Genomic DNA, 24499 nt, shown 5'->3' on the forward strand with positions numbered 1-24499 from the left:
AGGATCAGATGTTATATGAAACGCAGTTCTCTCAGTGGTGGTTTTGTTTTTCTTTTGTGTTGATAAAATGCGTGACCAGGCTGGTCAGGCCGATCGCCAGGAGTGCCCCCTTTAACCCTGCAAGAAGGCTTGAGGGTATATAGAATGACAGAGGGCTGTCAGCGCGTCTTGTTTTACTGTCAAAGTCGCCATGTGCACCCATAATGCCCGCAGGTGAGGTATAGAGGTTGTCTGCTGCGTGGTCAGGTGCATAGACTTTACTCAACTGTGTTTTGTACCCTTTTTGTACCCGTTTTTTGATGCTGTAACCGGTACCGGTAATTTTATGTAAAAATGACAGGATTGCTTCAGGACCGACCGATATTGTGTCGCTGGTTGTAAAAGCAGCGCGGCAAATAGCTTCGGCAGCGACTTCAGGCTCATAGACTGGCCCTGCAGGGCGAAGTGTCTGGCCTGTTGTGTTACGTGTCCACCGGTAGCGCGGTGTATTGATTGCAGGCAGATCAACAGTCACTACACGAATGGCATCAGCATCGTGAAGCAGTTCAGCGCGCAGGCTGTTACAGAAAGCACGAAGAGCCGCCCGGGCGCCATTCTCAGCAGCCTGAAGCGGCATATCACGTAAAGACGGGGCCAGATCGAGGTTAATAATAACTCCCTGGCTGCGTCGGCGCATATGCTCCAGTGCAGCGAGGGTGCCATTGACGCTCCCCATATATGTGATGTCGGTTGCGCGCTGAATGTCCTGTGCGCAGAGTGATGTGACCTGCCCGATAACTGTTGCACCGGCACAGTTTACCCAGACGGCAATCGGGCCAAGTTCGTTTTCGATCTGCTCAGCAGCCTGACGTAAGGCCTCAGGGCTGGTCACATCAAGGGCAAAGGTCATCGTTTTAATGGCGTGCTCATGCAGGTCTTGTACGGCTTCAGCCAGTCGTTCTTCATTGCGTCCGATCAGCGCAATGTCAAAGCCGGCTCGTCCCAGAGCCCGGGCGGCAGCACGACCAATGCCTGTACCGGCACCAGTGATAACAGCGATCTGAGAGGGCATAATGAAGCTCCTGCAATAAAGCGGCATCAGAGAATAGGGAGTCTTGTGTGCCTTTTCCTGCGTTTTACTGCAAGAGCTGAGCCCGGATACGTTCTTTTCTGTTACAGGTAATGTAAGAGAAGGAAGCCGCTGATAAAGACAATGGCTGCAGCCCCCATGACCAGAGGCAGGCGGGTTTCGATAAATTTTTCAATGGAGGGGCCAAACTGTTTCAGCAGGCCTGCGACCAGAAAAAAACGTAGCCCGCGTGTCACCGTACAGGCTACAATAAATGGCAGTAATGCAAAATGCGCCATACCGCTGGCAATAGTAACCAGCTTGAAGGGTATGGGTGTGAGTCCTTTGAGCAGAATAAACCAGACACCCCACTGACGAAATTTCTCCTGCAGCGAGATCAGTGTGTGTTCAGCATGGTAAAAATGCACAATAGGGCGTGCTATGAGGTCAAGCAGCATGGCCCCGATCAGCCACCCCAGTAAGGCCCCGAATACGCTGAACACAGTGCAGATAAAGGCATAACGCCATGCATATTCACGGCGTGCCAGCACCATAGGTATCAGCAGAGTTTCGGGAGGGAGGGGGAAAAAGCTGGCTTCGCAGAATGTCAGAAAAGCCAGCCATGCAGGTGCATGAGGGCTCGCGGCGTGGGCACAAACACGGGTGTACAGACGCTGAAACCATGATGGCCGGGAATGAGAGGAGGCATTTTGCATGATGCTGAGCAATGCCACGTCCAACTACCAGAGGCCAGAGTTATTTAGTTGTAAATTCTTTTCGGGACGTATCACGGAGGGCGGTTAACCAGCACAAACAGATTAACCGCCTTTCGTCACTTAATAATTTTTAGCTGGTTACTCAGACATCATGGTCAGATGCCATGGCAGGTTCGGGGCACGGCCAGGCTCAAGCCATAAAGGCGTTGCATTGGGCAGCCTGACATTGGCCGGCAGGTGCATGGCAGCGCGCAGAGCCCTGAATACGGCACCATGGCCAACGATCAGCGGTACACCGCCTCCATGAGTGGCGCGGTTTACAGCTCGTACGGCCCGTTCGCGCAGGTCAGAAAATTTTTCTGCACCATCAGGCGTATATTCGCCTGCAATCCAGCTGTCATACCAGTCTCCCATTGGCTGGCCTTCCTGCTCACCAAAGCAGACCTCCTGCAGGTGTTCATCTGTGGTGACAGGCATTGGCTTTAAACCGCGTTCAATCAGCCCGTCACGCACGGTGACGGCCGTCTGAAAAGCACGGTCAAGCGGAGAGCTGACAATATGGGTGAAGGGCACGTGTTTCTTAAGCCCGCCCAGAACCAGCTCAACGGCAGCCTGTGCCTGCGCGGCACCCGTTATATTCAGGGGAATGTTGGTTCGTCCCTGAGAGAGACCATCACGATTCCAGTCAGTCTGGCCATGACGCAGGTACCAGTATGAGCGTAATTCAAGTAAGGGCATAGATCCTCAGTCGAAAAGAGACGAGACAGAGCTTTCGTCAGCCACAGCACGCATAGCGCGGGCGAGCAGACCAGCAATAGTAACCTGACGGATATTTGGCGCGGCTGCAACTGCTTCTGTTTCTCTGATGCTGTCGGTGAGCGTCAGCATTTCAATGCAGGAGTTTGCAATACGTTCAACAGCATTACCTGTCAGGACACCATGCGTTACATAAGCACCAACTGAGGCGGCCCCATTATTGGCAATAGCCTGTGCTGCGTTGCACAGTGAGCCACCGCTATCAACAATATCATCGACCAGCAGGCAATGGCGGCCGCGTACATCACCAATAACATTCATGACCTCAGAGACACCCGCACGTTCACGGCGTTTATCGATAATGGCGAGATCTGTGTTCAGTCGCTGGGCCAGCTGACGGGCGCGCACCACACCGCCGACATCAGGGGAGACAATCATCAGGTCGCGTTTACCGTAGCGGTCCAGAATATCGCGTACAAAGAGAGGCGCGGCATAAAGGTTATCAACCGGAATATCAAAGAAGCCCTGAATCTGCATAGCGTGGAGATCAAGGGTCAGAATACGGCTGGCACCGGCTTCAACCAGAAGGTTGGCAACAAGCTTGGCACTGATAGGGGTGCGGGGGCCTGATTTGCGGTCCTGGCGGGCATAACCGAAATAGGGGATGACTGCTGTGATACGACGGGCCGAGCCACGACGCAGCGCATCGAGCATGACCAGGAGTTCCATCAGGTTATCATTGGTGGGTGTACATGTGCTCTGGATAACAAAGACATCCTCGCCACGCACATTTTCATGGATCTCTACAAAGACTTCCATGTCAGCAAAACGCCGCACAGTGACATTGCAAAGGGGCAGGCTGAGTTCTTTTGCGACGGCTTCAGCCAGCGGGAGGTTGCTGTTACAGGCGACAATCTTCATGATGGTGATGGTTCCCTGCTCTTTTCGGGTGAGCTTTAAACAGGCGGTGAGACGGGCCGGTCTTTAGCAACCACAGCGCCGGTTGTCATCTATCAGGTCAAAAAAATAGCAACAAAATCTGTAAGGCGGCACGTGTGCCCTTGCGTCATAATCAAGGGTTCTCTAACGACTGGTCACATCATGAGTATTGCGCCACCTGTTTTCCCCGCCGCTTTTTTTGCCCGAGTCTGTAACCGGCACTGAGCCTGTTCAGCATCCTGTTTTTTCGCCGGATCGGGCAATTTCTGCCCCATGCTCTGGCTCGCGCGGAGAAAAAACCTTAAAGTTGAATTTGTTATAATGGTGCCAGTAAGCACAGAAGTGGAAGAAATATGTCGAAAGACGGCCTGACATCCGGACGCAAAGCCTGTTTTACGACTGGCAGTATTATGCGGCATGTTCTGGTTATGGCAGGTACCGGGGCAATTGGTCTCATGGCTGTTTTTGCCGTTGATATGCTCAATATGGTCTATATTGCGCATCTGGGACAACCAGCGCTAACGGCAGCCATTGGTTTTGCCGGGGCTGTGATAGGCCTGCAGATTGCTGTTTCTATTGGTCTGACTATCGGAATAAGTGCCGCAACCGGGCGTCTTATTGGTGCCGGCCATCATGATGATGCCAGGGGAACAGCATCTTCAGCTCTGACTGTGACGTTGCTTTTAACGGCTTTACTCGGTGTTTTAACCGCTTTTGCTGCACATCCTCTTTTGTGCCTGCTTGGGGCGAAGGATGAGGCTCTGCGTCAGGCGACGCATTATCTGTGTGTTGTCAGTCCATTTCTGCCGCTGATCTGTATGGGGATGGGCTGTTCTTCCCTCATGAGAGTGGTAGGTGATGCCAAAGGGTCCATGCATATTACGCTCGTCGGGGCGGTGATATCGGCAATCCTTGATCCGATTATGATTTTTGGGCTGCATGAGGGGCTGACCGGTGCCGCCATCAGTACGATCCTTTCAAGGCTGGCTGTGGCTGCTCTGGGCCTTAAAGGCGCATTACGGCATGATATGCTGTGCTGGCCCGTTCCGTCCCGTATTCTGGCTGATACCAGGCGCGTTGCCTCAGTGGCTATGCCTGCCATTCTTACAAATCTGGCTACACCTGTTGGCGGTGTTTACGTGACTCAGGCGATGGCGCGCTTTGGTCTGGATGCTGTTGGTGGTCAGGCCTCTATTGAGCGTACAACCCCTGTATTATTTTCTCTCGTATTTGCGCTGACAGGGTCAGTGGGACCTATCATGGCGCAAAATATGGGAGCCGGCCTTTATCACCGTGTCAGAGAGACACTGACAGCAGCTCTGAAGCTTGTTCTGGTGAGTATTGGCGTGACGTGGGTTATTCTGGCCAGTCTGCAACATTATGTTGTCGTTATTTTTAACGCCCAGGGTGATGGGGCCATGCTTATTCACCTGTTCTGTTCGCTGACCATTGGTAGTTATTTGTTTGTTGGTATGCTGTTTGTGGCGAATGCGGCCTTTAACAATCTGGGACACCCGCTGTATTCGACGGCCTTTAACTGGGGGCGGGCAACTTTGGGTACAGTGCCTTTCGTCTGGGCCGGGCAGCATTATGGTCCTGGTGGAGTGCAGCTTGGTCAGGCTGCCGGGGTGATTATTTTTGGTACACTCGCTGTTGTGACGGCATTTCGTGTGACACGACACCTGGCAGGTTCAGTGCCTGAGCATGCTGGTGCAGGTGTTATGGCTTCTGATGTGCCGGTTATAAGTGCAGAATCTGCTATGGCTGAACTGGATGAACTGGCAGCGCCTTTGTCGGATGAGTGTCAGTAACGGGGTGATGTTATCCCGTGCTGCCTGGGTGCTTTGAGAACCAGACCTCGTCATAACATTATAAAAAATATGACAGACAAGGGGCAGCTCTGAGAAAAAGCGAGTCTGGTGGGGCTACGATCTCAGGGGTGGAAGAGTATTTTCTCCCGGAGAGGGTAATGATTGTTGTGTCGCCCACAGAGAAGGGTTGTGCAAAACTATGAGCAGCTGAAGTGGCCGGGTATGTAAGGGTACTACGGTGCCATTATGTGTTTTTCTGATACGTTCAGCCTGTGCCCCGATATCATATGCTATGACAGGGCGCATTGCTGTCCATATCTGTGTGAGAACATATGACCATGTTTCAGGCCAGACTGAAGGCAGAAAAAACCAGTCGATGCAGTGCTTGTTTGTCAGCTCTGTAATTTCATATTCCTGGTAGGGGCCTGTGATGGTTACTTTCCCTGTTGCCAGAAGCTCCTGGTCATTACAGCTGTAACCCACAAGAATAAAATGCACAGGGGCATTAATGGTGGCTGCCAGTTGTGCCAGATGGAGGAGCTGATAGTAGCCTTTTTCAGGCCCGATAGCCCCCATTATACCGACATGGCGGTTTTTTCCTTTTGTCCGGGGAGTGAAAGTCAGTGTTTCATTTCCGGATATTTTTTCCCAGGGGCGTATGCTCGGTTTGATATTCAGCTGCCGGCAGATGCGCTCTCCTGCATCTTTTGAAGGAGCATAATTTTTTTGTGCATTTTTTAAAATTTTATGAGTGTATTGTTTTAATATTTTTATTCTGGTGGTGTCACCGGTTGTGTCGCCCTGTGAGCTGGAATTAAAGCACGCCTGACAGCAGGTCAGCCCGGGCTCTCCGCAATAATGTGCAGACGGTGTTGTTAATGTAATGCGCGGGCAGAACCACGAGTAATCATGAATAAAAACGTCATAGGGAATATCAAGGCTAGTAAGTTCGTAAATTTTTTTAATGCCGTGACCAATGTAGCTGTGAATTTCAATTTTTGAGCATTTAATTTTTCTCAGAAGTGCATTTAGTGCTTTGGCACTGCGTGGTAAAATCAGATTGCGATAATCATTGTTGGGAATGTCTTCCAGCTTCCATAAAGGGACACCGGATTCAGAGGTAATGGGTTTGAGTGAAAAGGGATGGATATTGTGAACCAGGTAGTGTTTTGCACGTTCGCCAATATGTTTTGATAAACCACCAGCACGGTCATGTGTGACAAGTAAAACTGATTGTGAAAACAGACTATTTTTTGAAAAAAGAGCGATGTCCATCATACGACGAAAAGGGAGAAGCGGGTCGCACCGCAGCCATGACTGTACAAGTTCATCGTAGCCAGGATGCATGGCGTTAAGAATTTTTAAATTATGCCTTATCAGATCTTTTTTCACGGAGCTGAAAGACTGTCCTTCTGCATGTCCGACATAAACACCAGGACAGGCAACGTGGCGCCAGCCTAAAGCAGCGGCGCGCCGTGAAAAATCGTTTTCTTCTCCATATCCCTGTGCAAAGGCATCATATCTGAAAAGTCCTGTTTCCTGCAGGCACTCTTCTTTTATATACATACAAAAGCCATGTGCGGTTGGTACTTCCGGCACCTCGCTTTGCCAGATTTTTTCAGCCAGCTGATCAAGTTCGGCGCATTTTTTTACAGTGGGAACGGGTGTACTAATATTGATTTCGGGATAACTGAATATTGTTGCACTGTTGGATAGAGGTGTTACCGTGCCGATGTCTGAAGTTATATAGGCTGTCAACTGAAGTTTTTGAAAAAATCTTTCTGAAACAATAGTATCGCTATTGAGTAAAAGAACATCCTCATTTTTATAACGGGCTTTGAGGCCGGTATTGGCAGTGGCAGGAAAGCCCTGATTTCTCTGATGCTGAATAATAACGGTATCAGGTATAAGTTTTTGATATAAAAAGAGAAGTGAATGAATGCGTCTATCTGTAGAGGCGTCATTGACCAGAATCAGGCGGACCGAAGCCGGTTTAAATTTTTTGAGTTGCTGCAGGCAGGTTTGTGTGGCGGTAAAGCCATTATAAACAGGGACGATAATGCAGGCGGGTTTTAGGTCGAGTGGTAATGTTTCCCTGGTGTTGTCAGGGGCGGTCAGGAATATAGCCGGGAAATTTCTTTCTGTTTCTAACGCATAACGATATGCCATGTTTTGAAATAATGAGAGAGAGACAGGACTACCATACAGATTTTTACCATTGTCAGTTTTTACAAATAAAAGATTCGCGTTTTTTCTTAAGTCAGAAAGAAAAAAAGAGAAATAATGCTTTTCAGAATCTTCTTTGAGAAAACTAACATCAGAGTATTTTTTTTGCGAAATTTTTATTCTTTTCAGAAGAAAATCTTGTTTATCCTGCATAGATGATATCAGAAGGCTGATATCGCGTTCAGGATCAGTGTCGCAGCATACCCAGCCAGTGATATGGCCACCAGAGATTTCTGCGAAGCCTCTTACATGAAGAAATGTGGGAATGTTGAAAGTATAGCGAATATTTTTTTTATTTTTTGCTGAAACTGTAAGAATTTTTGCACTCTTCCAGTCAGAGGGGAGGCGTATAATTATTTTATTTCTGGCTGGTTGTAGCACGAATTTATACTGATCAAGGGTAACAGTCAGGTCATTTAATTGTGCATAATCGTGGCAGTAAAGTGTTATTTTCCCTGTGAGTGAAAATGCCGTAAAAAAAACATCTGGTATATTCTTAATGATTAAAGAAAGAGTTTTTTCAAAAATCGGGTGTGAAGGAGGCGTAAACTGGCTAAGAAAATTTTTACATGCATCGTGTGCGAGAGCCCAGTGTGAAAAAAATGTATGGCTCGCAATAAGTAAAAAATGGCAGAGACTGGAGGGATATTTCTGAGCTAAAAAACCAAAGGCCTCTGACGCTGATGCCTTGCTTTGTAACAGGCGCAGACAGCCAATTATCATTGTAATGCGTGCATCACTCGGAGCAATTTTTTGAGTGTATTCACAATAAAGAAGAAGCTCTGGTGTGATATTTTTTTTTTGATAGAGATTCCATAGCAGGGTATAGTCAGTTTTTGATATAATTAAGGTTTTATGCAGTAAATCCTCAGTAAATTGACGTAACATTCTGATAAAATTCAACATAATTATCATCAGTAATTTTATTATAAGTAAAGTTAAGAAATTTATATAAAAATACAAAAAAATAAAGAATTTTATATTAAATAATTAACATTATATATAATTTTAAAAATAACATATTGAAATAAAATAAAAAATTATATTTTATAAAGTATTTATAGGTTTGTGTGGCATGTAAGGAATATAATGACAGATCTTTTTGACGGGCATTATGTCGGGGCTTCCCGACCTCTTGGTCTGCCGGGTGATTGTGTTAGCACTGCTACGTATGGAGGCGCGGATAACTGTTATCGTTATACACTCCGGCGTGTATGGGATGAAACTTTGCCGTCGGTTATGTGGCTGATGATGAACCCGTCTGTTGCGACTGAATATGGCGATGACAGAACTGTTGCAAAATGCCAGCGTTATGCCCGGGCATGGGGGTACGGTTCCGTCCTTATCGGGAATAGTTTTGCTTACCGCTGTACAGATCAGATGCGCCTGGCTGAAGTGTCAGACCCTGTAGGCCCCCGGAATGATACTGAATTGCTCAGCATGGCGTCTGAGGCAGATAAAGTGATAGCGGCTTATGGCTCTCCCAGAATTAAGGCGTTACTGGCGCGCGGGCCTGATGTCGTGCGTCTTTTCCAGTCTCATAATATACCGGTTTATGCACTGAAGGTGGGTCAGAACGGGCGACCCTGCCACCCTTTATATTTATCAGGTGATCTGTTGCCGTTTCAGTTGCCTGACCAGCTGTAGCCGGGTCACATGTTGCGTTATGTTAATCTTTTATAATAAAGATTTTTTTCGTTAATTTTGGTGCCATGAAGATGTCGCAAAAACAAGAGAGAGTATCTCTTCCATATGAGGGGAACCGGATGACCAGCATATCAGATAAGAAAAATTTTCTTCAGGATGGCCGTGCCGGGGATAACAGGTTTGCTGCCATGCTTGATCGGCTTGGCGAGGTTGCCGTTCGTACCGGGCTAAATATTAAACCAGGACAGCAGCTGATCATCACCGCGCCGCTTGAGAGTGCCTCTCTGGTGCGTCGCATTACCGAGCATGCTTACAAAGCAGGTTCATCTCTGGTCACCACATTTTATTCAGATGATGAAGCAACCCTGGCGCGCTATCGCTATGGGCATGACGAGACGTTCGATACAGCTGCGGGCTGGCTGGCGCATGGTATGACAGAGGGCTTTCGTGAAGGTGCGGCCCGCCTGGCTATCACAGGCTCTGATCCCGTTTTGCTCGCTGACCAGGACCCTTCCCGTATTTCCCGTGCAGCCCGTGCTGCTTCTGTGGTGAACCGGCCTGCAATGAAAATTATAACCAGTTTTGATGTGAACTGGACAATTGTTGCAGCCTCTACAGTCGCCTGGGCACGTCAGGTTTTTCCGTTTCTGCAGGATGATGAGGCTGTCAGTGAGTTATGGCAGGCTATTTTTAAGGCCTCGCGTATTACAGGAGGGGATCCGGTAGCAGAGTGGGCGGCTCATAATACACAATTGCATAAACGGGCAGCTTTCCTGAACGATGCGCGTTATGAGGCTTTGCATTTTACCGGGCCAGGTACTGACCTGACCGTTGGTCTGGCAGATGGACACCACTGGGCTGGTGGAGCAGAAAAAGCCGGTAATGGTGTGATCTGCAATCCCAACCTTCCGACAGAGGAGGTGTTTACAACGCCTCACCGCCTTAAAGTTGAAGGGCACGTTGTCAGCAGTAAACCGCTTTTTAATCAGAGTTCGCTGATTGATGGCATTTCTGTTCGCTTTGAAGGCGGCAAAATTACTGAAATGCATGCTGTTAAAGGGCAGGATGTGCTGGCCCGTATTCTCGATACAGATGAAGGTGCCCGCAGGCTGGGGGAGGTCGCTCTGGTTCCTCATTCCTCCCCTATTTCTCAAAGCGGTGTCTTGTTTAAGAATACATTGTTTGACGAAAATGCAGCCAGTCACATTGCCCTTGGGCAGGCGTATTCTAAATGTATGCGTGATGCTGAAGGGCTTGATGATACAGCTCTTGCGGCGCGTGGAGCCAATAACAGCATCCTTCATATCGACTGGATGATCGGCTCCGGCGAAACTGATGTTGATGGCCTGACGTCTGACGGGCAGCGCGTAAAGCTAATGCGCAAGGGCGAATGGGTTATTTCTTAATAGCGGAAAGGTAGCGCAATGTTTAACCAGAAAAAAACTCTCTTTCATCCGGTGAAGATGCTGGCCGTTGCTGCTCTGGCTGTGTCCTGCTCAGGTTTATCAGCTTTTGCCCAGACAACAGCCGCCGGAGGAAATGGTGCAGCGCCCGCTTTGTCAGCGCAGCAGGTTCTCGCTATGCGCCAGGAAATGACTTCAGCGCTGAATTATAAGCTGTCACCTGATGTTTTGCCGCGGCTGACAAGCACGCTTCAGGCTATTCATGCCGCTGGTATTCAGCCACCCGGGCGTGCAGGCATGTCTCTTGCACAGCAGATTGATATGGTCTCGAAAACAGATAAGCTTGAGCCCATTCTTAAGGCGAATGGTTTTACAGCGCGTGACTTTGTTATGAGCCTGACCTGTGTGGGCCTAACTGGCAGCCTGATGAATGTGCAGGGGCATAGTGGTATCCCGCAGCCTGATGCGCAGAATGTTGCCTTGCTAAAAGCACACCCTGATCAGTTGCAGGCTCTTATTGCTGTGCTGCGTTCTGAAAGCGGGCAATAACCGGCTTATAATTTCTGGTCTTTTATGACTGGCAGAGACAGGGACTGTAATGTCCCTGTCATGCTGAAATCGCCAAAATCGAGTGTTATCGTGTCAGATACACCATTTTTAAAATAACTTTGCTCAAGCGTGTAGTCTGGCATCATTTCTGTGGTGTCATGCGAAAAATAAGCAAGTGTCACCCTCGTTTCAGGCAGGTTTGTCAGTGCAGGGAAAGCTGGTCTGGTAGCAGGTTTTTGCCAGCCAGTGAGAGTTGCAAACGTATAGAGCGAACCGTCTTCATCTGTTCCGTCAAAAAGCCTGAGTGCAAGACTGTTTTTCCCACCTGAGGCAGCTGACAGGATGGCTGCTGTATGATGAACCGGGAACAGCACATCTGCTGATAAGGGAAGAGTTTTTTTCAGAGGCTGAGCATATTCGATATATCCGTCTGTGCCGGTGCGTGTTGCCTTGCCTGAGATCGTACGAATAATAGCATTGTCTGCCTGCTGGCGTGTCTGAAAAATAAAGCTGTGGCCATCTTTACTTTCTGTCGCGGTGTAATCCGAGACAAGATGTTCGGTTTTTCCCGTTGCCGAGGTACGTTCAACATCAATGCGCTGGTGGGTTAGCCAGTTCGCTGGTGTTTCTTTAAGCTCGTAGTGCATCGTGCCACTGGCGGAGCGTGTGCTGTGCCCGGTTGATGTCACGAGAGTCAGCTTATAGTGGGCATCCTGGCCGGAGAGCCACGACATAGTATTCTGTGCCGGTGTATCAGCCAGTGTAGCAGGAGAAAAAATCAGAGAAACGAGAAGTGTGCGGGTAAGGCACCGGACGGAAAAAAACATACGTTATAAAAAACGATGCGGGGTCATCATGCAACCACCCCGCATCATAATGTTCAGAGTGTTCAGGCCTTGTCGCTGTCTGTTTTAACTTTGGGTTTAGGCGGGTTAATTGTCAGTGACAGTTCTTTCAGGCGTTCAGGCGTTGTCGGGGCCGGGGCATTCATCATCAGGTCTTCGCCCTGCTGGTTGAGCGGGAAGAGGATGACCTCACGAATGTTAGGCTCATCTGCCAGCATCATGACAATACGGTCTACACCAGGGGCTGAGCCACCATGTGGTGGTGCACCATAACGGAACGCATTGAGCATACCGCCAAAGCGGGCTTCAACTTCGCTTTCAGGATAACCGGCGATTTCAAAAGCGCGGATCATCACTTCCGGCAGATGGTTACGCACCGCACCTGAAGAGAGTTCAATACCGTTACACACAATGTCATACTGGTAGGCGTTGATGGTCAGCGGGTCCTGTGTGTTCAGGGCCTCAAGGCCGCCTTGTGGCATAGAGAACGGGTTGTGTGAGAAGTCGATACGTCCGGTCTCTTCGTTGAGTTCATACATTGGGAAGTCGGTGATCCAGCAGAAGCGGAAGGCATTTTTCTCAATCAGGTCGAGTTCTTCAGCAATGCGGGTGCGCACCAGGCCAGAGAATTTCGCGACATCGTCTCCTTTACCTGCAGCAAAGAAAACAGCATCACCACTTTTCAGCCCCAGCTGTGTGCGGATCGCTTCAACACGGTCAGCTTCAAGGTTTTTCGCAATCGGGCCTTTGCCGCCCTCTTCAGTAAAGGTGATGTAGCCCAGGCCACCAGCACCGTTTTCGCGGGCCCAGTTATTGAGTTTATCAAAGAAGCCACGGGGTTTATCGCCCGCACCTGGTGCCGGAATGGCACGAATTTCGCCTTTATCCGCAGCGATTCGGGCAAACAGACCAAAGCCTGATTCAGCAAAGGCTTCCGTTACATCCGAGATCAGCAGCGGGTTGCGCAGGTCAGGTTTGTCAGAGCCATAAACCTTCATGGCACGGGCGTATGGAATACGTTCAAATGGTGCCTGACTGACGGTGCGGCCATTGCTGAACTCTGAAAAAAGACCAGACATAACATCTTCAACCACAGCAAAAATTTCATCCTGCGTGGCAAAGGCCATTTCAAAGTCAAGCTGGTAGAACTCACCCGGTGAGCGGTCTGCGCGTGAGGCTTCATCGCGGAAACAGGGTGCGATCTGAAAATAGCGGTCAAAGCCTGCTACCATAGCGAGCTGCTTAAACTGCTGAGGGGCCTGAGGCAGTGCGTAGAACTTGCCAGGGTGCATACGGGCTGGCACCAGAAAGTCACGTGCGCCTTCAGGTGAGGAGGCGGTGAGGATGGGCGTTTGCAGCTCAACAAACCCAAGGCCTGTCATACGTTTGCGCATGCTCTGAATAACACGGGCACGCAGCAGCATGTTACGGTGCACACTGTCTCTGCGCAGGTCGATGTAGCGGTAGCGCAGGCGCAGGTCTTCAGGGTAGTTTTCGTGGCCGGCAACCTGAAAAGGCAATACAGCTGCGGCTGACTGCACAGTAAATTCGCGGGCGCGCAGTTCAATATCACCTGTCGCCAGTTCAGCATTGCGTGTGCCGGCTTCGCGTTCAACAACTTCACCAGTAACAGTCACAACGCTTTCAGCGCGAATGCTCTCAGCCTGTTCGAGGACGGGTGATCCTGCAGGAATAACAATCTGAGTAATGCCTGTTTCATCGCGCAGGTCGATAAACAACAGTCCGCCGTGGTCCCGTTTGCTATGGACCCAGCCAGACAGGCGAACTGTGGAGCCGGCATCGCCCGCACGAAGTGCTGAGCAGCTATGGGTACGGTAAGGGTGCATTCTCTCGTCCTGCGTTTCTGGCCCGGCTTTCTTTATTATGCCGGGGCGTGAATCTTTGTGTTCAGCCGTATAGCCGGTTTTTATGTGTGCTGTCAGCCTGCTAAGCAGAGTCGTTCTCCGGCATTGCTTCTGAGTGTTTTTTTATGGTAGAGCCGCACACGCTGTGCAGACACCCCTGGAGGTCTGCCGCGTTATTGTTTTTTAGGAGAGTTTATCGTGTCTAAATTTGTATCGATTGAAGCTTCGAAGCGTGCGAAGGCTGGTAAGGGGGCAGCGCGTGCAACGAGGCGTGCTGGTCTGGTACCCGCAGTTATCTATGGTGGAAAAAAAGAGCCGGCTCTGATCGCTCTTGACCCGCGCATTATCATCAAAGGCATTCAGACCTCTGGCTGGCGTTCACGCGTATACCAGATTAAAATTGCAGATGGTGGTTCTGAGCGCGCGCTGATTCGTGACATTCAGTTCCATCCGGTTAAAGATACTCCTGAGCATGTTGACTTCCTGCGTCTGTCAGCTGGTCAGCGCGTTACAGTTGAAGTTTCTGTTCACGTGACCGGCGAAGACGATGCTCCTGGCATTAAGCGCGGTGGTGTTCTGAACCTTGTGCGTCACACGGTTGAAGTTGAAGCTGACGCAGAGCACATTCCTGAGTTCTTTACTGTTGATCTGTCAAAACTCGACATCAACGATAACGTTCGCTGGGAAGACCTCGAAGGCACACAGCACGTTACACCTGTTCTTCAGATCCCTAACTTCGTTATTGCAACGATCGCTGCTCCGACAGTTGAATCTGCAGGCGAAGAAGGTGAAGGTGCTGCTGAAGCAGGCGAAGCCTGATCTGAGCGCGTTTTGGGGGTGCACCTTTTCTGGTGCACCTCTTTCCGTTTTATCACGAGAATACAGGACCAGTTATGTTGCTCTGGGCCGGGCTTGGTAATCCTGAGCCGTCGATGTGCCGGCAACGGCATAATATTGGTTTTATGGCTGTCGGGGCAATTGCCCGCCGTTATGGTTTTGCACCGTGGCGCAGCCGCTTCAAAGGGGAAACAGCCGAAGGCCGCATAGGTGCGCATAAGGTTATGCTTCTCCGCCCTATGACCTATATGAACCTTTCAGGCGAAAGTGTTCAGGAAGCAATGGCTTTCTATAAGATTTCTTCTGAGAATCTTACAGCGTTTCATGATGAGCTTGACCTGGTGCCAGGTAAGGTAAGGGTAAAGCGCGGTGGTGGTGCTGCCGGCCATAATGGACTGCGCTCGATTGATAAAATGATTGGTACCCCCGACTACTGGCGTGTCAGGCTGGGCATAGGTCACCCTGGTGCGAGAGAGCGGGTGAATTCGTGGGTTTTAGGAAATTTTTCAGAGGCTGAGCGTCAGGAATGGCTCGACTCGCTTCTGGAGAGAGTTGCCGATGCGGCACCGCTTCTGGCTGACGGAAAGCTGGATAAGTTTACAACTGAGATTGCATTGCCAGAAGGGAACCGGGGCTGATGGGATTTAACTGTGGTATTGTGGGTTTGCCAAATGTTGGAAAATCTACTCTTTTTAATGCCCTGACCGCGACAGCCGCCGCACAGGCTGCTAATTATCCTTTCTGTACCATTGAGCCTAATACGGGCCGTGTGGCTGTGCCTGACCCACGCCTTGATGCTCTGGTCAAAATTGGTAAATCGCAAAAGACTGTTCCGACAAGCCTTGAGTTTGTTGATATTGCCGGGCTGGTACGTGGCGCGTCACGGGGAGAAGGTCTGGGGAATCAGTTCCTCGCTAATATTCGTGAGGTTGACGCGATTATTCACGTTCTGCGTTGCTTCGAGGATGAAGATATTACGCATGTTGAGGGCAGTGTAGACCCTCTGCGTGATGCTGAAATTATTGAAACAGAGCTGATGCTCGCTGACCTGGAGTCGCTTGAAAAACGCCTGCCAGGTTTGCAGAAACGCGCAAAAAATCGTGATGCGGAAGCACTGGCACAGATCGCCCTGGCTGAACCTCTGATTGAAGCCCTGAAAGAGGGACGACCAGCCAGAACGGCTATTCCGGAAGGGCAGGAAGAGGCTGTAAAACGCCTTAATCTGATGACCAGCAAGCCGGTTTTGTATGTTTGTAATGTTGAGGAAGATTCCGCTTCAACCGGCAATGAGTTTTCTGAAAAAGTGCTGGCAAAGGCTGCCTCTGAAGGTGCGGCAGCGGTGATCGTTTCTGCTGCAATTGAGGCTGAAGTGAGCCAGCTGGCAGATGATGAGCGTCGTGAATTTCTCGATGGTCTTGGTCTGAAGGATAGCGGCCTCGACCGTGTTATTGCAGCGGGTTACGCTTTGCTGGGGCTGCGTACATACTTTACAGTCGGTCCTAAAGAAGCGCGTGCCTGGACTATTACTGCCGGAACTAAAGCACCACAGGCTGCCGCAGTTATTCACAATGATTTTGAACGCGGCTTTATTGCCTGCGAAACAATCTCGTATAATGATTATGTGCAGTGCAACGGAGAGGCCGGGGCAAAAGAAGCCGGGCGTCTGCGTATTGAAGGGCGGGACTATGTTGTGCAGGATGGAGATGTTCTGCTGTTCCGCTTTAACGTATAGTCAGACTTTTATACTATCCGACTGACTGCAACCGAGTGAAAGATGGAGATGGAAAGCGCCATTATGACGGCGGGTGAAGAACGAGCTGAGACCGGGCAGCTGACTGAAACCGAAGGGATGACTGACCTTGCGCGTCGGGCCCGTCGGGCTACGGTGGAGCTGGCAGTCTGCCCGGCTTCGACGCGTGATAAGGCGCTGTGGGCCGCGGCTGCAGCCCTGCGCGAGTCTTCGCAGGCTATTCTTGAGGCAAATACTCAGGATCTTTCACTCTCCTCCGCCACGAGTGAGGCGTTTCTTGATCGCCTGCGGCTGACACCTGAACGTGTTGAGGCTATGGCGCGCGGCCTTGAGGATATGGCCGACCTTCAGGATCCGGTCGGGCGTGTACTTGAGGAATGGACCCGCCCAAACGGTCTGCGTATTCGCCGTGTTGCGACTCCGGTTGGTGTCATTGGTGTGATTTATGAAAGCCGCCCTAATGTGGGGGCTGATGCTGCGGGCCTCTGTATTAAATCGGGTAATGCTGTGCTTCTGCGCGGTGGCTCAGAAAGTATCCACACCGCACGGGCTATTCATAAAGCGATGCAGGCCGGGCTGCGGGCTGCCGGGTTGCCTGAAGATGCTGTTTTGATTGCCCCTGATGCTGATCGTAAGCATGTGGCTGAAATGCTGAGTGCCGCCGGTCTGATTGACCTGCTTATTCCGCGTGGTGGCCGCTCTCTGGTTGAGCGGGTTCAGCGTGAGGCACGGGTGCCTGTGCTCGCACACGCTGAGGGGCTGTGTCATACTTATATCCATGCCGCAGCAGATCATAATATGGCACGTCGTATTGTTGCGAATGCCAAAATGCGTCGTGTTGGTATCTGCGGTGCGACAGAGACACTGCTGGTTGATGCTGCTATTGCTCCGGCCATTCTCCCTCTGATCGTTTCAGACCTTCAGGAGCTGGGCTGTACGTTTAAAGCCGATAATGCTGCGAGAAAGATTGTGCCTTCTCTGCCTGCTGCGACAGAGCAGGATTTTGATACAGAATGGCTTGATGCAATTCTGAATATTGCTGTTGTTGACGGTGTTGATGAAGCACTGGAGCACATCAGGCAGCATAGTTCCTCCCATACTGAGGCGATCATTACAGCAGATGAAGTGGCAGCAACGCGCTTTATGAACGGCACAGACAGTGCTGTTGTGATGTGGAATGCCTCAACCCAGTTCTGTGACGGCGGCGAGTTTGGTTTTGGCGCAGAAATTGGCATTGCAACCGGGCGTTTTCATGCGCGTGGGCCTGTTGGTGTCGAGCAGCTGACAACCTTTCGCTATGAAGTCATCGGTACGGGGCAGGTCAGGTCCTGACAGCTGTGTGCTCTGGTCAGGCTATACCGACATATGGCGATAAACGCCGTATGCGGATTGGTCTTCTCGGTGGGTCCTTTAATCCGGCGCACAGAGGGCACCTGGCCCTTGCACATATCGCTTTGCGCAGTCTGGCTCTTGACCAGGTGTGGCTGATGGTCTCACCAGGTAACCCGCTTAAAGCCGGGCGCGATATGGCTGCATTTGAGCAGCGTATGGAGTCGGTTCGTCATCTGGTTGACGATCCCCGTCTGGTTGTGACAGATATCGAGCCTCGTCTGGGCACCCGCTATACGGTTGATACAGTGCGTAAGCTGCACAGGCGCTTTCCTTTAGCGCATTTTGTATGGCTGACCGGGGCCGATGGCCTTGTTACCCTGTCACGCTGGAAAGGGTGGCATCAGCTGGTTAAGGCCATACCTGTGGCAGTTATGCCAAGGCCCGGGCACAATTATGCGGCTTTACACAGTGCTGCTGGCCGTTATATGGCCCGGTGGCGTATACCTTCACGATGTGCTTCTTTGCTGCCTGAGCAAAAACCCCCTGTATGGGTGTTTATGTCAGGCCCGCAGGATGAGATATCGTCAACATCTATTCGACAGAGAGGGCATTTCAGGGTGGCGCAGGCCACACCACAGCCTCTCGGTAAGTTATTTTCAGGAGAACGGTCATAACCACTCAGCCACCCTCTGATGCGCCAAAGGGCGAGCATCCCCCTGTTACACCTGCAAAAAAAACCAGCACCAGAGCGGCTGCGGGCACAGGCAGAAAAAAAGCGGCAGCAGCCGGCCCGGCAGGTAAAGTAAAAAGCCAGCGTGTCAGCTCAGGTCTGCTTGAGCAGTCTCTTGCTGTTATTCTGGCCAGTCTTGATGATGACAAGGCTGAGAATATTGTGACGATTGACCTGACTGGTCGTGCGTCATTTGCTGATAAAATGGTCGTTGCAACCGGTCTGGCTGACCGTCAGATTGCGGCTATGGCACAGCATATTGAGCGTAAACTCAAAGAAATTGGCCTGAAACGTATGATCGTTGAAGGAGCTAATGGCTCTGACTGGGTCCTGCTTGATACAGGTGATATTATCGTTCATCTGTTTAAGCCTGAATCGCGCGAGCTGTATGGTCTTGAGAAGATGTGGGGCGCAGAGTTTGACGATGAAGCCGCGCAGCCTGTCGCAGGTGCCTGAAACCTGTTCTGATTGTCTGACGTTTCAGGAGGTCATGCTGTCGTTATGAAGCTCGTTGCTGTTGGTCGTATGAAAGACAAAAACGAGCGGGCCCTTGTTGAGCGGTATCTGAAGCGGCTTCGTCCGGGGCTTGATATCGCTGAACTCGCAGATGGTCGCGGCAGCGCTGATGAAATAAAGCGGCGGGAGGCGCAGGCAATTTTGTCGGCCTGTCCGCCTCAGGCGTTTGTTATTGTGCTGGATGAATCTGGTCGCAATTTTAGTAGTCCTGCTTTATCAGAAGCCATGGCAGGCTGGTCAGCTCTGGGTCGCCCGCTTTGTTTTGTAATTGGCGGAGCCGAGGGGCTTGATGCTTCAGTTATGGCAAGAGCTGATGCCGCGTTGTCTTTTGGAACGCTTACCTGGCCGCATATGCTGGTGCGGATTATGCTGGTCGAACAGATTTATCGTGCACAGATGATTGCCTCAGGGCACCCGTATCATCGTTCCGGGCGCCCCTGACAGAGGTTTATTGCTGAACAGCCGGGTTTTCCCACTTTTTAAAGTGTTCGCGCAGGGTGTCAGTAAAGCTGGTAATGACCGGTATATTTTCACCCTCTCTTACCGCAATCGCAAGGGTCGCATACGGGGCTGGTTCACTTATCGTGTGAAACGTTACGCCCCCTGCGTGAATTTGCCTGAGGGAGTCCGGTACAACTGACACACCAAATCCTGCAGCGACCAGTGGCACGATACCAGCAATCTGCGGAGCCTGCTGCCCCAGCTTAGGCGTAACCCCCGCCCGCTGATAAGCTGAGAGAATGGCATCGTGAAATCCAGGACCAAGCTCGCGCGGAAAGAGGATGAGCGGGTCGTGCGCCAGCATATCCAGGCTGAGTGTTGTGTGGTGCGAAAGTGGATGTCCGTGTGGCAGGGCAATGACGGTTGGTTCATCAAGCAGATGCGAAACGGTAAGGCGTGACAGATCAGGCGCTGACGGACGAATGATGGCAACGTCAATGGCCGAGGCATGGAGGGCTGCACACAAAGCCGGTGTGTTACTTTCTTCCATTGATAAGGTGACATCAGGAGCGGCATCGCGAAATGCCCGGATGGCAGAGGGGATAATGGGGAGAAGAGGTACAGCTCCTGCCAGTCCAAGCCGGATGTGCCCGGCTTCACCCCGTGCCATACCTCTGGCAGTAATCAGAAATTGCAGTTGTAATTCGAGGATGGCCTGAGCGCGGGGCAGGAGGGCTTTGCCGGTGGGGGTGAGAGCAACACCGCGTGTCTGCCGCTCAAAAAGCTGAACGTCGAGTTCATTTTCAAGCTGACGAATTTGCTGACTTAATGGCGGCTGTTCAATGCCAAGCTGCTTTGCTGCCCGTGTAATGCTGCCCTGTTTTGCAACGGCTGTGAAATATCGTAATTGCCTTATATCCATAATTATTAACAGTTTATCCTGTTACTGGTCATGCTGGTATCTGCCGGGGTTCTTCCTATCATAAAAATGTGCTGAGGGCATTTTTAAAAAGCGGATGCAGGATATGGTATCAGGTATTTGCAGCCTTATATTCTGGCTTTGATATATTTTTTATGTATGTATTTTGTTTTATCTATAGGGTGTAGTATATGTCACGTGAGGCAGATTTACACCATGCTTTTGCGTGTTCTGTTTGCGTAACGGAGAGGTTTTGATGAAAATTGGTTTGTTCATTCCGTGTTATATCGATGCGTTTTACCCAGGCGCGGGTATTGCGACGCTTGAGCTGCTTGAAAAACTCGGACAGGACGTTGACTACCCGTTAAATCAGACCTGCTGCGGTCAGCCTATGGCGAACTCAGGGTGCAATTCTGATGCTGCCGGGGCTGAAGACCTGTTTGTAAAGAACTTTGCACAATATGATGTTATCGTTATGCCGTCGGGCAGCTGTGCGCATCATGTACGTGATAATTTTGATGCGATCCCGCAAAGTGAAGCCGTAACGCATGTGCGTCAGAACACCTATGAACTTGTTGAATTTTTGCATGATGTGCTGAAGGTCGATGCATTTCCATGGGCTGAATTTCCGCACAGGGTCGGGTTGCATAACAGTTGTGGCACGCTGCGGTCTCTGCGCACAGCAAGTATGTCAGAACTGGGTGAACCTTTCTTTTCAAAGCCGATGGATCTGCTTCAGAAAGTTAAGGGTATTTCGTTTGCTAAGCCTTCAAGGCCTGATGAATGCTGTGGTTTCGGTGGTACCTTCTCCGTGACGGAAGAAGCCGTATCAGCGCGTATGGGCCTTGATAAGGTAACAGACCATTATAACGCCGGGGCAGAGTATATCGTATCGGCTGATACCTCGTGCATGATGCATCAGGAAGGATGTGCAAAACGTGCGGCTGTGCCTGTTCGTTTTATTCATATTGCTGAGATTCTGAACGGAGCACGTTCATGAAGGTTAAGCCAGTTAATCACGCAAAAGCCGCTGAAGTTTTTTTGCAGGATGAGCCGCATCTGAAGTTCCATGATGAAAGATTGTGGGATATGCGCCAGAAGCGCGATCAGCAGATGCATATTCTGCCTGAATGGCAGGAGCTGCGTGCCCGCGCGTCAGAGATCAAAGAGCATACTCTGGCGCATTTGCCTGAATATCTTGAGCAGTTTGAGGCGAATGCGAAAAAAAACGGTATTCATGTACACTGGGCCGCAGATGCCGGAGAGCATAACCGTATTGCCGGCGAAATTCTTGAAAAACACAGAGCGAAATCTCTGATCAAGAGTAAGTCCATGGTGACGGAAGAATGCGATATGCGCGGTTATCTTGAGCCACGGGGCATCACCGTGACCGAGACAGACCTTGGCGAACGTATTCAGCAGCTTGATAATCAGATGCCAAGCCATGTTGTTGTGCCGGCTGTGCATAAGCTGATTCCCGATGTTGCAAAGGTTTTTGCGGAAAATTATCAGACTGACCCGAACGAGCGCGACCCGCATGCTCTGGCAGAGGCCCAGCGTGAGGCCGCCCGGCCGGTTATTCTCTCAGCTGATGCGGGGATGACGGGTGGCAATTTTCTTGTCGCAGAGACAGGTACTTTTGTTGTCTGTACCAACGAGGGTAATGCGGACCTGAGTTCAACTGTTACCGGCCTGCATATTGCAACCCTCGGGATTGAGCGGATCATACCGCGTATGGCCGACTTAGGTGTTTTTGTGCGCCTGTTATCACGCAGTGCACTTGGTTCGCCTATTACTCAGTACACAACGCATTTTCGTGGCCCGCAGAAGGGGGGCGAAATGCATGTGATACTTGTCGATAACGGGCGTTCGCAGCGTCTGGGTATGGATGATTTCTGGACATCTCTGAAATGTATTCGCTGTGGTGCCTGTATGAATACCTGTCCGGTCTATCGTCGTTCAGGCGGGCTGTCATACGGCGCTGTTTACTCCGGGCCTATTGGTTCTATTCTCGACCCGACATTTAACGAGCGTAAATACAGCACGCTGCCATTTGCCTCGACGATGAACGGCAGCTGCACCAACGTCTGCCCTGTCAAAATTAATATTCATGAGCAGCTTTATAAATGGCGCAGAGTGCTGGCAGAGCATCATGAAATTCCGTTTGTGAAACGTGAGCTGATGCGCATGGCCGGCAGGATCATGGGCAAGCCTGTGCTGTATCGTGCGGCCATTAACAGCACTAATGCAGCGTTGGGTAATCTGCCACGTGTTGCTTTGTATAACTGGATGAACCCCTGGGGTAAGAACAGAGAGCTGCCTCCTGCTGCAAAACAGAGTTTTCACAGCTGGTATAAAGAAAATCGCCTGAAGAAGGAGAAAGCATAATGAACTCTCGCGAGATGATCCTGGCCAGGCTGCGCAGCAATCGTCCTGATCCTGATGTGTATCTTTTACCGGATATTGCCATTCTTGGTGACCAGGATCGCAGCCGCGCGCGCTTTGAAACCTCTCTTGCAGGTATGGGTGGAGCAGTGCTTGAACGACAGGGAGAGGAAACCTTGGCGGCAGCTGTGGCACGTCGTTTTCCTGATGCAAAAATCATTTGCTCAGCCGTGCCTGATTATGAAGGTACGCTGCATATTGAAGATGTGACCTCACCTCAGCAGGCCGCTGAGACGGACGTGATGGTTGTGCGTGCCCCTTTTGGTATTGCAGAGACGGGATCAGTTTTTCTCAGTGAGGCACAGCTTAATCATCTGAACTCTGCGGCACATCTGGCTCAGCATCTTGTTGTCATTCTTTCAGAGCAGAACATTACAGCGAATATGCACACGGCTTATACCGAGCGGCAGGAGTTTCATACCGCGCATTATGGTGTGCTGATGAGTGGCCCGTCAGCAACGGCTGATATTCAGGGCGTGCTTATTCGTGGTGCCCAGGGGGTACGCAGCCTGTCTGTCTGGTGGGAATAATTTTTTAATGATCTGCGTTGCAGATTTTGCCTGAGCGTTAGTTATTAATCGGAATTGTCACGATTGCCCCGGGGTTTTTCGTGGTTTTTGAAAGCTCAAGCAAAATTTGCAGCATGGTAAAAGCCAGCTTGCTGTCAAAATCATTATCAGAAATCCAGTAATAACGATTTTTATAATCAACGGTGGCGAATGACGTGGCGGGTGGTTCACGGCTGACATTCACATTGACAATAGGCTTGGTTTCACGTCCGACCAGCCTGACCCGTGCCAGCGTTTTGCCTGAGGTAACGTCTTCAGGTGGCACTTCAATCTGATAGGCAATCTGACCCAGCACACTCAGCATGGTGCGTGTCAGTAGTCTGATTTGTCCTTTGCGCGGGCTGCCTGCACCATAAACGACTTCAACACGTTCATCATTCTGCGGCATGCTGAAAAAACGGCGGGTTTCAAAAACAACTTCTGAGAGAATTGGGTCTTTTGTTGAGGAAATGCTCAGAAAGACGTGGTTCGCGGCTGATGACTTGCCGCTCGCATCAAGAGTTTGTTCAAGCTGAATACCTAAAAGCCCTGCGACCTGAAGCAGGCGAAGGTCGTGAATAAGCTCGAAAAACTCTGGTGAACCACGGCCGACGTCACCGCCAATTGCACCGGCGTTACTGATCATATTGACTGATTGTACGGATAGTCGAAACAGCACATCAATGGGCAGCCCTCCCATAGCGAGCGGTAACAGGCTGGCGGGCGGTAACGGGCGCAGAAAGCTTTGTGCGTAGGCATCACCCGTGACGGGCTGGAAGGTAAAAGTCGGGCTTTCCTGCACCTGTACAGACAGAGCACCGCCGGGACGAAACGGCACGACGTCTGTGTTGGCATTGAGCGATGCAGAGCGCTGGAGCTGATAGCCGGAAATAAGCTGTGTTGTGTCAAGAAAACCAGGAGTGTCAGCATAGCGCAGGCTGACAACATTGAGCAGTGTCTGGCGTTTGTTTGATTCAGTCAGAGCCCGTGAGTAGCTGTTCTGGTCTTTATCGAGTCTGTAGGCCCCCAGACCCAGGCAGCCATTGAGAAGTAAACAGGAACAACACAGGACTGTTTTGAAGAAAATATGCATCCGTCTCTATGGGGCCTGAGAGATGTGAGTAGTCGCCAGGAGGTCATATGCCTGACACAGTAAAGACGTGCTGTGTCAGGCTG

At 50.6% G+C, this 24499-nt stretch carries 23 protein-coding genes; 14 read left to right on the forward strand and 9 right to left on the reverse strand.

Annotation, left to right across the window (positions count from 1 at the left end; translation table 11 throughout):
• Window positions 1-31: 31 nt before the first annotated feature.
• The 4 genes from GOB58_RS10610 to GOB58_RS10625 all read right to left on the reverse strand — a co-directional run bounded on the left by GOB58_RS10610 (window position 32) and on the right by GOB58_RS10625 (window position 3441).
• Entirely contained in the window at window positions 32-1051 is a 1020-nt protein-coding gene (locus GOB58_RS10610; RefSeq protein ID WP_173560172.1) for an SDR family oxidoreductase, read from the reverse strand.
• Window positions 1052-1152: 101 nt separating this feature from the next.
• Window positions 1153-1764: a YqaA family protein gene (locus GOB58_RS10615; protein ID WP_086634883.1), complete on the reverse strand. Its 612-nt coding sequence runs from the start codon at window positions 1762-1764 to the stop codon at window positions 1153-1155.
• Window positions 1765-1902: 138 nt separating this feature from the next.
• Window positions 1903-2502 (reverse strand): histidine phosphatase family protein, encoded by a 600-nt coding sequence (locus GOB58_RS10620; protein ID WP_086555258.1) that lies wholly within the window; start codon window positions 2500-2502, stop codon window positions 1903-1905.
• Window positions 2503-2508: 6 nt separating this feature from the next.
• Window positions 2509-3441, reverse strand: a complete 933-nt coding sequence (locus GOB58_RS10625; RefSeq protein ID WP_086555257.1) for a ribose-phosphate pyrophosphokinase — start codon at window positions 3439-3441, stop codon at window positions 2509-2511.
• A 371-nt stretch (window positions 3442-3812) separates the two neighbouring features.
• Between GOB58_RS10625 and GOB58_RS10630 the strand changes: the two genes are divergently transcribed.
• The gene (locus GOB58_RS10630; protein WP_233127517.1) at window positions 3813-5270 is read left to right on the forward strand and encodes an MATE family efflux transporter; all 1458 of its coding nucleotides are present in this window, start codon (window positions 3813-3815) and stop codon (window positions 5268-5270) included.
• 114 nt (window positions 5271-5384) lie between these two features.
• On the opposite strand, the gene GOB58_RS10635 is transcribed toward GOB58_RS10630, so the two are convergent.
• Window positions 5385-7439, reverse strand: a complete 2055-nt coding sequence (locus GOB58_RS10635; protein WP_173560173.1) for a glycosyltransferase — start codon at window positions 7437-7439, stop codon at window positions 5385-5387.
• A 1146-nt stretch (window positions 7440-8585) separates the two neighbouring features.
• On the opposite strand from GOB58_RS10635, the gene GOB58_RS10640 reads away from it, so the two are divergent.
• The 3 genes from GOB58_RS10640 to GOB58_RS10650 all read left to right on the forward strand — a co-directional run bounded on the left by GOB58_RS10640 (window position 8586) and on the right by GOB58_RS10650 (window position 11095).
• The gene (locus GOB58_RS10640; protein WP_173560174.1) at window positions 8586-9143 is read left to right on the forward strand and encodes a DUF1643 domain-containing protein; all 558 of its coding nucleotides are present in this window, start codon (window positions 8586-8588) and stop codon (window positions 9141-9143) included.
• Window positions 9144-9331: 188 nt separating this feature from the next.
• Window positions 9332-10549 (forward strand): aminopeptidase, encoded by a 1218-nt coding sequence (locus GOB58_RS10645; protein ID WP_242005317.1) that lies wholly within the window; start codon window positions 9332-9334, stop codon window positions 10547-10549.
• An 18-nt stretch (window positions 10550-10567) separates the two neighbouring features.
• The gene (locus GOB58_RS10650; RefSeq protein WP_086555252.1) at window positions 10568-11095 is read left to right on the forward strand and encodes a hypothetical protein; all 528 of its coding nucleotides are present in this window, start codon (window positions 10568-10570) and stop codon (window positions 11093-11095) included.
• A gap of 5 nt (window positions 11096-11100) precedes the next feature.
• On the opposite strand, the gene GOB58_RS10655 is transcribed toward GOB58_RS10650, so the two are convergent.
• Both GOB58_RS10655 and aspS read right to left on the reverse strand, forming a co-directional pair.
• Window positions 11101-11922 carry an EipB family protein gene (locus GOB58_RS10655; protein ID WP_173560176.1) on the reverse strand — a complete coding sequence of 274 codons (822 nt, stop codon included), beginning with the start codon at window positions 11920-11922 and terminating at the stop codon, window positions 11101-11103.
• Window positions 11923-11984: 62 nt separating this feature from the next.
• Complete coding sequence (aspS, locus tag GOB58_RS10660) at window positions 11985-13787, reverse strand: aspartate--tRNA ligase (protein WP_173560177.1); 1803 nt, start codon at window positions 13785-13787, stop codon at window positions 11985-11987.
• Window positions 13788-14003: 216 nt separating this feature from the next.
• Between aspS and GOB58_RS10665 the strand changes: the two genes are divergently transcribed.
• The 7 genes from GOB58_RS10665 to GOB58_RS10695 all read left to right on the forward strand — a co-directional run bounded on the left by GOB58_RS10665 (window position 14004) and on the right by GOB58_RS10695 (window position 19411).
• Entirely contained in the window at window positions 14004-14624 is a 621-nt protein-coding gene (locus GOB58_RS10665) for a 50S ribosomal protein L25/general stress protein Ctc (RefSeq protein ID WP_086555249.1), read from the forward strand.
• Between the two features lie 74 nt (window positions 14625-14698).
• On the forward strand, window positions 14699-15280 hold the full coding sequence (gene pth, locus GOB58_RS10670) for an aminoacyl-tRNA hydrolase (protein WP_173560178.1): 582 nt from the start codon (window positions 14699-14701) through the stop codon (window positions 15278-15280).
• A complete protein-coding gene (gene ychF / locus GOB58_RS10675) occupies window positions 15280-16374 on the forward strand; it encodes a redox-regulated ATPase YchF (RefSeq protein ID WP_086555247.1) in 1095 nt (364 codons plus the stop codon). Before pth ends, ychF begins: the two co-directional genes overlap by 1 nt.
• A gap of 63 nt (window positions 16375-16437) precedes the next feature.
• Window positions 16438-17724: a glutamate-5-semialdehyde dehydrogenase gene (locus GOB58_RS10680; protein ID WP_173560191.1), complete on the forward strand. Its 1287-nt coding sequence runs from the start codon at window positions 16438-16440 to the stop codon at window positions 17722-17724.
• A gap of 5 nt (window positions 17725-17729) precedes the next feature.
• Window positions 17730-18398, forward strand: a complete 669-nt coding sequence (locus GOB58_RS10685; RefSeq protein WP_255406290.1) for a nicotinate-nucleotide adenylyltransferase — start codon at window positions 17730-17732, stop codon at window positions 18396-18398.
• Window positions 18395-18910, forward strand: coding sequence for a ribosome silencing factor (gene rsfS / locus GOB58_RS10690; RefSeq protein WP_086555246.1), 516 nt, complete (start codon window positions 18395-18397; stop codon window positions 18908-18910). The genes GOB58_RS10685 and rsfS overlap by 4 nt, the downstream gene beginning before the upstream one ends.
• Window positions 18911-18955: 45 nt before the next feature.
• A complete protein-coding gene (locus GOB58_RS10695; protein WP_173560179.1) occupies window positions 18956-19411 on the forward strand; it encodes a 23S rRNA (pseudouridine(1915)-N(3))-methyltransferase RlmH in 456 nt (151 codons plus the stop codon).
• A 7-nt stretch (window positions 19412-19418) separates the two neighbouring features.
• On the opposite strand, the gene GOB58_RS10700 is transcribed toward GOB58_RS10695, so the two are convergent.
• A complete protein-coding gene (locus tag GOB58_RS10700) occupies window positions 19419-20333 on the reverse strand; it encodes a LysR family transcriptional regulator (protein WP_173560180.1) in 915 nt (304 codons plus the stop codon).
• A gap of 253 nt (window positions 20334-20586) precedes the next feature.
• Between GOB58_RS10700 and GOB58_RS10705 the strand changes: the two genes are divergently transcribed.
• The 3 genes from GOB58_RS10705 to GOB58_RS10715 are packed head-to-tail and all read left to right on the forward strand — an operon-like array spanning window position 20587 to window position 23305.
• Window positions 20587-21330 (forward strand): (Fe-S)-binding protein, encoded by a 744-nt coding sequence (locus tag GOB58_RS10705; RefSeq protein WP_173560181.1) that lies wholly within the window; start codon window positions 20587-20589, stop codon window positions 21328-21330.
• Complete coding sequence (locus tag GOB58_RS10710; RefSeq protein ID WP_086635505.1) at window positions 21327-22718, forward strand: lactate utilization protein B; 1392 nt, start codon at window positions 21327-21329, stop codon at window positions 22716-22718. The genes GOB58_RS10705 and GOB58_RS10710 overlap by 4 nt, the downstream gene beginning before the upstream one ends.
• On the forward strand, window positions 22718-23305 hold the full coding sequence (locus GOB58_RS10715; RefSeq protein WP_173560182.1) for a LutC/YkgG family protein: 588 nt from the start codon (window positions 22718-22720) through the stop codon (window positions 23303-23305). The genes GOB58_RS10710 and GOB58_RS10715 overlap by 1 nt, the downstream gene beginning before the upstream one ends.
• Before the next feature lie 37 nt (window positions 23306-23342).
• Here the strand turns inward: GOB58_RS10715 and GOB58_RS10720 are convergent, their stop codons facing one another.
• Window positions 23343-24416: a hypothetical protein gene (locus tag GOB58_RS10720; RefSeq protein WP_173560183.1), complete on the reverse strand. Its 1074-nt coding sequence runs from the start codon at window positions 24414-24416 to the stop codon at window positions 23343-23345.
• Window positions 24417-24499 lie beyond the last annotated feature (83 nt).

Origin of the sequence: Acetobacter thailandicus (genome assembly GCF_011516655.1) — a bacterium.
GTDB lineage: Bacteria > Pseudomonadota > Alphaproteobacteria > Acetobacterales > Acetobacteraceae > Acetobacter > Acetobacter thailandicus.